Source organism: Syntrophomonas sp. UBA5494, assembly GCF_002426325.1.
In genome coordinates, this window is the sequence record NZ_DIPG01000052.1 from 387 (window position 1) to 11,953 (window position 11,567).

Annotated in this window: 8 protein-coding genes and 1 riboswitch; all 8 genes read right to left on the reverse strand. The window is 53.9% G+C overall.

Annotated features, from left to right (window positions below):
- Positions 1-428 (reverse strand): hypothetical protein (locus B3W37_RS06195; RefSeq protein WP_483175093.1); only part of this gene is annotated, 428 nt, incomplete at its 3' end.
- A 121-nt stretch (positions 429-549) separates the two neighbouring features.
- Complete coding sequence (locus B3W37_RS06200; protein WP_483175094.1) at positions 550-942, reverse strand: homing endonuclease associated repeat-containing protein; 393 nt, start codon at positions 940-942, stop codon at positions 550-552.
- A 132-nt stretch (positions 943-1,074) separates the two neighbouring features.
- Positions 1,075-1,263: riboswitch (cobalamin riboswitch) on the reverse strand.
- 273 nt (positions 1,264-1,536) lie between these two features.
- Positions 1,537-4,293, reverse strand: a complete 2,757-nt coding sequence (locus B3W37_RS06205; RefSeq protein WP_483175095.1) for an ECF transporter S component — start codon at positions 4,291-4,293, stop codon at positions 1,537-1,539.
- Complete coding sequence (locus B3W37_RS06210; protein WP_483175096.1) at positions 4,266-5,159, reverse strand: energy-coupling factor transporter transmembrane component T; 894 nt, start codon at positions 5,157-5,159, stop codon at positions 4,266-4,268. The genes B3W37_RS06205 and B3W37_RS06210 overlap by 28 nt, the downstream gene beginning before the upstream one ends.
- Positions 5,156-6,073, reverse strand: coding sequence for a DUF4430 domain-containing protein (locus B3W37_RS06215; RefSeq protein WP_483175097.1), 918 nt, complete (start codon positions 6,071-6,073; stop codon positions 5,156-5,158). Before B3W37_RS06215 ends, B3W37_RS06210 begins: the two co-directional genes overlap by 4 nt.
- A 14-nt stretch (positions 6,074-6,087) precedes the next feature.
- On the reverse strand, positions 6,088-7,749 hold the full coding sequence (locus tag B3W37_RS06220; protein WP_483175098.1) for an S-layer homology domain-containing protein: 1,662 nt from the start codon (positions 7,747-7,749) through the stop codon (positions 6,088-6,090).
- 376 nt (positions 7,750-8,125) lie between these two features.
- The gene (locus B3W37_RS06225) at positions 8,126-8,278 is read right to left on the reverse strand and encodes a DUF2292 domain-containing protein (RefSeq protein WP_483175099.1); all 153 of its coding nucleotides are present in this window, start codon (positions 8,276-8,278) and stop codon (positions 8,126-8,128) included.
- 813 nt (positions 8,279-9,091) lie between these two features.
- Positions 9,092-11,567 (reverse strand): S-layer homology domain-containing protein (locus tag B3W37_RS06230; RefSeq protein ID WP_483175100.1); only part of this gene is annotated, 2,476 nt, incomplete at its 5' end.

Below are 11,567 nucleotides of genomic sequence, written 5' to 3' on the forward strand. Positions count from 1 at the left end.
CTGTAGCCGGCATCAGCCGCCACGGGGTCCGCATCCTCCACTCTGACCTGGTAGGCCAGCAGGTCGCCATCGGCATCCTCAAAAATCTCGCTAAGATCCAGGGTAAACGTATTGCCCAAGTCGACCTCGGCCGCAACCGTGGCGGGAACGCCGCTCTTCAAGGCCGGAGCGGTATTGCTCGTCTCGCCCTCCTCGGCTACTGTGGCGTCTGCATCTATGTTGACCGGGTGCTCGTCAATCAAGCTCCCCCGCCAGCCGGCTCCCTCACTGGTAGAAAAGGTCGTGTTCTCCACACCGGCATACACGGCCCCCGATCCGCCCGCCAAGGTTATGCCCGGCAGCAGCGAAAACATCATCAACAAAACGAGCAGCAGGCCAATGCCTTTCCCGCGCTTGCGCCCTCTCCGACCACTCATCAATCTGCTCATTTACTTATCCCCTCCTTAATTCTCCTTATCGCCATGACTGATCCGCTCTGGATAAGCGATCCGTAATCTTAATGACTTGGTCACCTCCTTCGCTCCCTCGGGTTCATATGCGCACGGTCATCTACATTGGCCCTTGAATCGAGCTTTCGAACCTGGCTCTGGCCGCCGCCTTTTTCTGGGACTTCTCTTTGCGTGCCTGGGCTCTCCGCTCCAGCTTATAACGACGGTTTTCACTCACCGGCTTTATTCCAGCTTTTTCCAAAATCCTGGGCCAGTTCCCCAGACGCGCTTTGATATATTGGAACCCGGGCACCTCCGCCTTGGTGGGCGGTCGTCCCAACTGATCCGCTATGCCCCGCAGGTACTGATAGAGCTGTTCCTCGCTTTTCATTTGATAAACAATGCTGCACTGGCCTGATGAATCGCTTTCGGTTCCGATTTCCCCTGTATTCTGTCTTGCGGTTTCAAGATGGCTTAGATTCTCAATATTGATTGATTGACGTTCTGATTTCACAAATGAACTCCTTCCGTATCCATAATTGGAAAAAGCCCTGGCTTCCATAGAGAAGCCGGGGCTGATGAACACAATTGAATCCCGCCCTGATCGACAGTTTGCGAACTCACATAACACCTTTCCATGGAAGGCTCGCGAAGTATTGTTAAGGCAGGTTTCCTGGCTGGTGGTTCATCATTGCCTTTTGCTTCCTGGATTTGCTCCAGTGGTCTGTTAAAAAGCATTGCCCCACTTACAGTGGCCCGGACCGCCCGGGATTTTCACCCGGTTCCCTTTTAAATCCGGTTTTGTACCGGATTCACCTTGACAACAAGACGTTCTATATCTAATTACAGGCTTTTTATGCTATCATGCGCCCCCTTAAAATAAAAAAACGGAAACACTATTCTAAAATAGTGCCTCCGTTGTTCGGTCAGCATTTGGCTAGAATCCAATTTTTTTCTTCCAATTTTCCAATGATTCTCTACGGCTCATTATTCCAGCAAAATCATTCATAGCCCGGAATCGGCAATATGCAATAAATGATAATACGCTATTAAATACATGCTATGCCAACATCTTCTTATTGTCAACCGCTTCAAGCCAAGCTTGTATCTAAGCTTCGATCAGTCCGTATTTCAGCTTGATGCGGTCCAGTTTTTCCAGCATGGGGCGGGAAATAAGCCACAGAAATGTGACCGTGGCCGCAGCGTGCACCAGATCAAAGGGAATGCCCTGAATATAAGCCAGATAGAACATTTCCTTCACGGGGCGGGACTGAAACATGAATACCGACGCCGGGTTCATGATGCCGCCGTAGATGAAGAAGGTGGCAAATCCGCCAAAAATACTGAGCGCCACACGATTTCTTCGCAAAATCCCTTTGCGAAACAAAACCCCTGCCAAAAATCCGATGATGCCGAAGCCGAACATCTGCCATGGCGTCCACGGCCCCTGCCCGAAAAACATGTTGGACACAAAGCCGGTGACCGCGCCCACCAGAAACCCGGCCTCGCCGCCAAAGGCTACTCCGGCGATGATGACGATGGCCACCACCGGCTTGAATTGAGGCAGCATGAAAAAGGCGGCACGCCCAGCGACACCGAGGGCGCAAAGCACCGCAATGACGATCAGTTCTCTGGCCTGGGGCCGGCGGCTTTCAAAAACCAGCACAAAAGGCAGCATGGTCTCCAGCAGGATGAGCATGCTGATAAAATAATATTTGCGGTCTCCCAGGTAATAAATCCCGATGTAAATGGTCAGCGGAATGGCAATCAGGATCATCACCATAGCCGACAGGGTACGTTTGGAGAGGCGGCGCTTTTCCGGTGCGGTTTGCTCGTTTTTCAGCGGCGCTACCATTCTTGGACCCCAAAGCGCCCAGGTCACAAGGAAAAGCGCTCCCGCCAGGGTTAAGATCAACCGCGCGTAGCGCCATACGACGCCGGTATCGGCCGCAAGCTCTGTGGCCAAAGCCCCCCCGGCTAAAAGCACGGAAAAGCCGCCCCAGTAGTCCGCAGCTCCAACTATCGCCGCTACAAAGACCGTCGTTCCAAGTAAGGCCGCAATTTTGCGCCACAAGGGAAGCGCGCCCGGCAGCTTCCGGGCCGCATCTTCTTCCGGCCAGGCCGGGGGGTCTTTTTCTTCCCGCATGGCGGGCTTGCGCGGAACACCGGAATCCGCCGGCAAAAGGTTAAATATCCCGGCATCCCCGCCGCAGGCGGTGATGATGTCCTTGGCCGTCACCGCCTGTTCCAGCCTGTTTCGGGCCATGCGGTTTGCCGCCGTAGTGTAAAAGCTGTTGCCGGAGAAGAAGCGGCGGGGCACACCGGCGCTTACAATCCCGCCGTCAAAAAACAGGGCGCAGGTCTGGGCGTGTGCGGCGCAAAACTCCACATCATGGCTTACCATGATGATGGTGACGCCATGAACCAGAAGATCATGGAGGATGGCGGCGAAGACTTGCTTGAACTCACTGTCCATCCCCTTGGTGGGTTCATCCAGTAGCAGAATTTTCGGCTCCAAAAGCAGCACTTTGGCCAGAGCCGCCCGCTGCTGCTCACCCCCGGAAAGATCGTAGGGATGCCGTTGCATAAACCCGTCCAAACGGCACAGCCTGGATATTGCGCTGATCCGCTCCTCTTTTTCCCACTTAGCCAGCTTTTTTCCCGCCAGCATCTCCAGAAGATCTTCCCGCACGGTTTTTTTCACAAACAGGGCCTGGGGATTCTGGGGCAGGACCCCCAGCAGCCTGTCAAACAGCTGAGCTCCGATTTGGGAAAATTCCCGCCCGCCTATGAGGACACTGCCCCGATAGGGTTTGTTCAGATTGGCAATCAGCGAAAGCATGGTGGTCTTGCCGGTGCCGTTGCCGCCCACGATGGCGTAGAACTCACCCGGGAACACCCTTAGTGACAAACCTTTGATCACATCGGGGGCGTCTTTTTCATAGCGGAACCACACTTCGTCCAGCTCCACGGCGGGGATGCCTGCTTGATCACCAGCCGGCGGATCTTCATACGCAAGCGCAGCCAGCGGTTGTCTTGCGGACAAATTCTCCAGCCAGGCCCGGCCTTCCCGCACCGTAACGGGGCAGAGCAGGTCGTTTTCCACGCCGGCGTAGATCCGCATGGGGACCGGCATGGCCAGAAACATGCCGTGGCGTCGATTTTTCAACTCTTCGCCCACTTCCCGCGGGGCGCCGTCGCAGATGATCCGCCCCTCGTCCATGACCAGGACGCGGTCGGACAAAGGAAATACTTCCTCCAGGCGGTGCTCAGTCATGAGTACGGTGATGCCCAGTTCCCGGTTTATCTTGCCGACGGTGGCCAGAAAATCTGCTGCCGCGATGGGATCCAGCTGGCTGGTGGGCTCGTCGAGAATGAGTACCGAGGGCTGCATGGCCATGATGGAGGCCAGATTCAGAAGCTGCTTTTGCCCGCCGGAAAGATCGGTGACATTTTGATAAAACCAGTTTTGAATGCCGAAAAAAGAGGCCATTTCCGCCACCCGCAGGCGAATGGAGGGGGTGTCGAAGCCCAGGCTTTCAAGTCCGAAGGCCAACTCATGCCAGACCTTGTCGGTGACGATTTGATTATCGGGGTTTTGCAATACAAATCCGATCTTGGCGCTCTGGGTGCGCAGGTCAAGGGCGGATAGAGGCATTCCCTCGAACAAAATCTCGCCGTCTTTCTCCCCATGGGGTGAAAGTGAAGGCTTTAACTGCCGGAGCAAAGTGGTTTTCCCGCAGCCGGAAGGACCGCAAAAGGTGATGAACTGACCCTCTTCTACGGAAAAAGAAAGGCCGCAGAGCGCCTTTTTGTCCTGTTGGGGATAGGAAAAGGTCAGATTTTTGACTGTATAGACTTCCATTTGCGCTCCTCCTGAATCTCAATGACGATCGGTACGCTGCACAGCAGCAGATAACAGAGAAAAACACTGACCGGATAGACGCCCAACAGCCCCCCTTTCATGGAGGGAAAATAGCGCCAGTACAGGCCGCCCATAAAGGAGGCGGTCAGTATGTACAGTCCGGCGCCGCCTATCACATAGAGCGCTTTTTTGTCCCGTTTGTCCAAACGGTAGATGGAAAAGGCGGTGCGCCCCGGCAGGCCATAGCCCCGGCTTTTCATGCTGTCCGCCGTTTCAATGGCATTTTCCAGCGCCCATGTGACCATAATGGACAGAATTTTGATGCCATGCCCGGCCCGCTGCAAAAGGCTTCCGTTTGATACATCCCTTCCTACGCATTTCTGAGCATTGGAGACCACCTTGAGCTGTGTCTTAAAGCGCGGCACAAAACGCAGTGTCATAGACAAAATCAATGACATGGCGGGGATGATTCTCCCAAAAAGATAAACAAATTTATCGGAAGTCATGACCGTATTGTAACAGGAAAACCAGCAGATCACCGTAACGATCATGACTGCCGCCGCAAGGCCGTAGGCGATGGATTCCAGTGTCAAGGGATTGCCGCTGTTCAAATAGGTGAGTATGGTGGCGCCCTCATGATTGAAGGCCGGATTGACCAGAGCCGCCACCAGCAGCATGGGCAGCATATATTTTAGATTAAAGGCCGCCGCCCGCTGTCCGTTTAAAGTCACCGAATAGGTGAAGGCATTGACCAGGGATATGACGAGACAGACCGGGTGCATAAAAAACATGGAAAAAAGCAGCACCAGGGTGAAATACAGAAAATTGACAGTGGGGTGATAGCCCGCAAAAGCCCCTCCGCTCATTCGCCCCCCACGGCATAGTAGCCGCCTACGTCAAGGCCAAGATCACAAGTATACACCCATTCGATGACATCGCCATCCTTCAGCGCATAGCGGGAACAGCCGTAATTGGGGAACCAGCCGTTCACCTTGTACATCCAGCCGGAAAGCTCTCCACAGTCAAACTCATAGAGGTTGTTTATGCCTTCGATATAGGCGCTGTTGTAAATGGGCGTGTTTTCAAACTCCATATGGATTTTATTGCGTTTCATTTCACGCTGGAGAAGGTTGAACACGCTTTCACCCTCGTAAAAGGTCACTTTCTGCGCCGGAAAAATAACCCCGTCGTCCGGCACCAGCTCCACCTTCTCCGGATCCAGCCATTTAATATTCTTGAGAATGGTGTCGCAACGCACCGACAGGGTGCAGGTGTAGGCGGTGGCTCCGATGACCGCCTGCTGCGGCTCCACCGGGACGGGCTTGCCTTCCGGCACAGGGTCGGTAAGATATTTATCCTTGCCGGTGTTATCGCTAAGGACCATGCCCTGCGCAGTGGAATATGCAGCCGAGCCCTTCTCCACCCCCGGGGATGATACGGCGCCTCCGGCAAGAGAGGCCGCCAGGGCCAGCTTTTCATCGGCATTAAGGGGGCGGTCGCTGTCGGATCCCGGGGCAGTGGCGGGCCTGCTCGCATCAGGGGATTGCTCCGGGGCCTGTTCGGGCGGAGTTTCCGGAACAATCGTTCCGGTTGCGTCTTCGGGGGAGGATGCCGGCGTCGGAATGGTTTCCGGCGCAGCGGACATATTGCTGCCCGGCGTTGCCGCGGAGAACGGCGCCCATCCCCGCAAGCCCGGGGCGCTGCCGCCCCACCAAAACGCGCCGGCCAGAACGCAGAGGATCACCAGGGCTGCAATGATGTTGCCTTTATACTTGCTCAATCCGTAGCACCTCCTTAGATGAGATTGGCAGCTGCCAGCATACGGAAAAGCATCTCGGCAATCTCACAGCGTTTTATGGCGACCTGGGGGAGGATGTCAAAATCATTCTGGGAGAGAATGTCATAACTGTAGCAAAAGGCCAGCGATGCCCGGGCCCAATCAGAGGCGCTGACATAATCTCCGAACTGCGCCAGCACGTCTCGCACCGCGCCGTCATCCAGGGCGGTGTCCAGACCGGCCAGCCTGGCGGCCCGGTCTATCATAGCGGCCGCTTCTTCACGGGTGATAACTCCCATGGGATCAAATATGGTTGCGCTCTTTCCGCTTACGATGGCATAGTCATAGGCCGCGCCCACATAGCCCGCGTACCAGCTGTCTGAGGCAATATCAGTAAAAACCGGGTGTTCCTTTGGCGCAAGCCCCAGCCCCCGGACCACGATGGCGGTGAATTCGGCGCGGGTTATGGTAGCGTCCGGATCGAACTCCGTATCGGTTTTGCCATTAATAATGCCTCGCGCTGCCAGGGCCTCGATGGCGGGCTGGTTGACGTGGGCGCTGATGTCGACAAAGGTCAGACCCGGATGAAGCAGCGGCATAGGTTTGACATCGGCGTGCTTGCCGGCAAGACCAGTTCCTGCCTTCGGTCCCTGGCTGACCGCGTCGGCGATCTGCAGGGCGTCGCCCATGCGATACAAACTGCTTTGCCCGTTGCGAGCGCGCTGGGCGGCAACAAGTCCGTAAAATCCCTGCTCGGTCGCCATCTGATTTGAGCCGCTGCCGTTGGCGGTATGAAGAAATCCTTCCCCGGGGCGATAGAAGGTTAAAAGGTTATCCAGCATGGTGTTGCCGTTCTTGACAAAGCGCGGGTCGTCAAGGGGCAGCCCCAGTTCGCACAAAGCCGTAATAACCTGGACGCAGCTCTCGGAATTGACGGTGCCCCAGCTGGCAAATCCGCCATTCTTATTCTGCAGCGCGGACAGGCAGGCCAGGGCTTCCTCAGTCACCTTTTTCACATCGGCCCGGTGCTGGTATTTGGCCAGTGCTTGCAAAGCCATGCCGGTGATATCCGGATCGGCTTTGGAATCGGCGGCGGTTGCTCCCTCCATCCCGCCTAACAGGGAGAAGCCGCCATCAGAAAGCTGCCGCGACAGGATTTCATCCACATACATATCCCGGGTGGCCTGGGTGGCTGCAGTGGGATTTTGCGGAATAGGGTAGTTGCCGGAGTCAAGGGCCATCAACGCCCAGATGGGACCGTTGATTCCCTGCCAGATGGTCTTGTCAAAGTCACCCAACGGGGTTAAAAGATTGTATCCCGCCACATTTCTGGGGTCTTTGCCGATAGAGGTCAACGCCACCGTCAGGCGCGAGTACTCAGTGTACTTTTTGGCGTGCAGCACGCCCTTGCAGGCCCGGACATAGGCTTCCACCGTGGAATAATAGTTTTGGTAATACTGTTCCGGCACCTGATAGCCGCTACGGGCCAGGCCCAGCACCGCCCATTCGCCGCCGACGGAACCCACCTGGGGATTTTTGACGGTTTTATAAACATAGGCCGCCGTATCCTCCAAAGCCGCATCCACTGTCTGCGGCGTGGCGGCAAAGGCTGCCGCGCTGCTCCCCAGCACTATCATCAGCGCCAATAAAAGCAATAAGCTTTTTTTTATCGCTCGCATGTTTTTACACCCTCCTTATCTTTCTTTGCCTGATCGTTTATTGCGGCGATTCCGCCTTCTTATCCCCGTCTGCTTACTTTCCATTATTGGCTGTTTTTTCGATTTCATCCCGCCATCATCCTTATATATATTCACGACATTATGAGTCGTTTCTTCCCACAGCGCCCCTTGGTGGAGCTCCGCAGGGAGGACCGGCTGCATTGCGGACCGGCCCCCCTGCGGTTCTTTGTGGGATGGGGACTCTTTTTAACAAAATTTCAATAAAAGCTCTGTAATATGGCGACCATTGCGGCCTGGACGGCATTGCTGGACCAATCAGGAGCACCTCCTTCTTTGCCGCTAATCTCCATAACTGATTTACTGCAGATTTAGGTATTTACAGCTTTATGGACTTGGTCACCGCTTCCACCCTGACTGGCTCACCATTCTGCACGATGATTTTCAGCTCCCCGTATTCAGAGCCGCGGATGATTTCAATAATCTTTTTTTCCCTCTCACTCAATTCACTTATCGACTCCTTTTCATCCATTAACCTCCGATCCTCCCCTCACACCCTTAATTTTGGCAGCTGGCATTTTTAAAGCACATTCCCCCAGATTGACATAACTCCGGCTTCCTATGGAAACCGGAGTTATGAGGCAAAAACATTCATCCGTATTAAGCAGTCTCACCCTCACAGATCACCTTTCCATGGAAGGCTTATGGAATATCGTTAAGGCAGGTTTTCTGGCTTGTGGCTAATCTCTGCCTTTTCCCCGCCCGGATATTTCCCGGTACACGTTAAAAAGCAGTTCCCACTTACAGTGGCCGGACCACCCGGGACTTTCACCCGTTAGACCGCGCCCATGCCGGGCGCACAATAAAAAACGGAAACACTATTCTAAAATAGTGCCTCCGTTGTTCGGTCAGCATTTGGGCTAGAATTCAAATTAAATCTTTTTAATTTTGCTAAATTTTTCACCGACCCATGATTGTAAAAATACAATCATAAGCGGACCTATAATAGCGATTTATTCTATTAAATACATGCTATTCCAACATCTTCTTGTTGTCAACCGAAACAAGTGCCCCTTGTTGCCTGCTGTATACTGTTCCCCCGCTGTGTTCCCGGGAAATTACAGTAGCCACATGTAATCCTGTCGGCAATCCATAACGGCTGTTATATAGACAAAAGTTAACTTTCGTCCCGTTAGCGAAAGTGGCATTTACCATTGCACAAAGTTCCGGGGAGATACAGGGGGATGGTTGAATCGCCCCCTGTGTCATTCCTTTTGCGGCAGATATCCATAGCGGGTACAGGAAAATAGGAGATAAACCATCCGCCGTAAACCAACAAAGAGAATTATTTAGCTATGTTTTCGCCAAAACGTTGAAGGAGCGTTGCCACCTGGGCGCGGGTTGCGGTTTCTGTTGGGGCAAGCGTTGTGGATTCCATGCCGGTGATAAGCCCCTTGGCGACAGCCCATTTCATTGCTTCGAGAGCCCATACGCTGACCGCCGACATGTCGGCATATGCCGTGAGATCCGTCGAGGCGCTCGTATCATAACCCTTGTACGTTGCGTAGCGATACAGGATTGCCGCCATCTGCTCGCGGGTGATATTGTCGTTAGGCCCGAAACGCCCATCGTCATATCCTTCGACGATGCCGTTGGTATTGGCCCAGATGACGGCGTCGGTGTACCACTGGCCGCTCTCCACATCAGTGAAGCGATTTGTCCCCATCACCATGGGTAAGCCCTCCAACCGGTACAGAACGGTGACGAGCATGGCGCGCGTCATAGGTGTGTCTGGACTGAAAGTTGTTGGGCTCGTGCCGCTAAACAAGCCGTTTTTGAATACGTACCCGACCGAATCGTAATACCAGTCACTTTCCGATACGTCCGTGAACGGGTTCATCCATGTCTGATGGTAAACGACCGCGAATTTGGAGAAATGACTGGTTTTAAAGACGATGCAGCCCGTTGCCGCATCATAGTATGCGCCGCTCATCTCCGTGGCGCCGCCGTTTTCGTCTATGTAGTAGACGGCGAGGTTATCCGTGTCCTCGCCAGCCGCCGGTGTATAAGGCAGGCTGACGGTAACAATTCCGTTGCCGAAATCGATGATTTTCTTCCCGCCGACCGTTATCGTCAGGTCAAAAACCGGATGGTTGCCGACGAGCTCCCTGTTGACTTCGGACAGGCTGGCCGGGTCAAGCTGCTCGGCGGACATCGTAAAACTGCCGCCGCCCTCCGCGGCGATAGCCTCGAGCGCGTTGTTGTCAATATCGAAGTTGCCCGTCGATGTTTCGACGATCAGAGACATACCAGCAGACGCAATGTCAGATACGGAACCGGACGGTAGTACGACCGTCGACTTCGTGACGGGTTGGTCCGTTTTGGCGCTTATCGTGATGTTCGTGGCACCGTTTTCACCGGCCGCGTTGATGATCGCGTCGATATCGGCCTCACTTAAGATCGCCGATGCTTCGCCGTTCTTAACGGTGATTGTGGGAGTGATCGTAGGCTTGGCCGCATTACGTGTACCCCCGTTATCCCATTTGTCCGTGCCTTCCTCTTTCGTATAATCGTCGGTATAATGGAAAACGATTATATCGCCGTCGTTAAGATATTGTTCGTCAATGCCCAGCAGCGGATGCGTACCGTTGAGCGTATACATCCAGCCGGAATAATTGCCGTTGGTGAATTCCGCCAGCGTTACACCATCTTTGGTTATACTTTTCACATAATTTCCACTGGGGTTTGACCATGTGAGACCGGCTTCCGTCAAAGCGGTTTCAAACACAACCCGGACCGTGGCGTCAACGGAAACGGTATAGACTTTTTCATCTATCCACGTGATCAAATTATCACTGCTCAGAGTATGAACGGCTCCGTTCTCACCGTCAGCAGGAGCTCCTAAAAGGCTGAAAGACACATTGATTTTGGTGTTCCCGGATTCTCCCGAAGTGACCCGGACAGTGTAGCTGGTTTGAGCACTCAGGTATTTGACCGTTATGGTTTTGACTCCCTTGACAGTGCTGTCAAAGCCTGAAAACGTCACATCCTCCAGGTTCAGGGGTACGATTGCGCCGTCACTGTAAGAGGCGGTTACGGTCATACCGGCGTTGCTGAAACTTTCTCCCAGTATATATTCGGTCTTATAAGAGCCGGAGAGGGTAATTCCGACCAAAACAGGTCCGTCAGCGAAAACCGGATATGTTGCTCCCTGTATCCAATTGCCGGTGCTGCTGCCGCCGGCATTCAACAGCGCGGTGATACTGCCGTCGGCGAACTCTTCCTCAGTTGAGGCGATACAGATTTCGTCTGCGTTAAATATGTAATCAATGCCAAACTTAGTGCCGTATTTCGCATGGTCTTTTGTAATAATGGTCTCAATCTTTCCGATTCCGCTATCGGCGCCGCAGCTATCAAGATAGTAGTTATTTTCTATTCCCTGGTACTTATTGAAGCTCTTTAAGAAACCGATTATTCCGCCCTCTGTCGCGTCTGGATATGTGGCTCTAATACTGCCGTAAAAGTGGTTGTTACTGACGTATCCGAAGCCGTTGTCCCAACAGCACTCGCAGCCGGGTTCGGCGCCGAGAATGCCTCCGATCTGATTAAGGCCGGTGATATCGGCGGCAACATAACAGTTCATGATCGTCACCACAGGGGTATTGGGGGCGGTTCCGCTGCCGTCATAGCCGCTGCCTGCTATGCCGCCCACGCGGCTGCCGGTGGCGACTACAGCACCGCAGAACGCACTGTTTTTGACAGAGCATATGCCCATAGCCTGGCCCTTTACGCCAATTAAACCGCCGACATTGTTAACGCCG

What these genes read in the sequence shown, in the direction of transcription:
- B3W37_RS06205 (WP_483175095.1), bottom strand. Translation starts at nt 4,293, where the DNA reads ATGGAAGTCTATACAGTCAAAAATCTGACCTTTTCCTATCCCCAACAG.
- B3W37_RS06210 (WP_483175096.1), bottom strand. Translation starts at nt 5,159, where the DNA reads ATGAGCGGAGGGGCTTTTGCGGGCTATCACCCCACTGTCAATTTTCTG.
- B3W37_RS06220 (WP_483175098.1), bottom strand. Translation starts at nt 7,749, where the DNA reads ATGCGAGCGATAAAAAAAAGCTTATTGCTTTTATTGGCGCTGATGATA.
- B3W37_RS06225 (WP_483175099.1), bottom strand. Translation starts at nt 8,278, where the DNA reads ATGGATGAAAAGGAGTCGATAAGTGAATTGAGTGAGAGGGAAAAAAAG.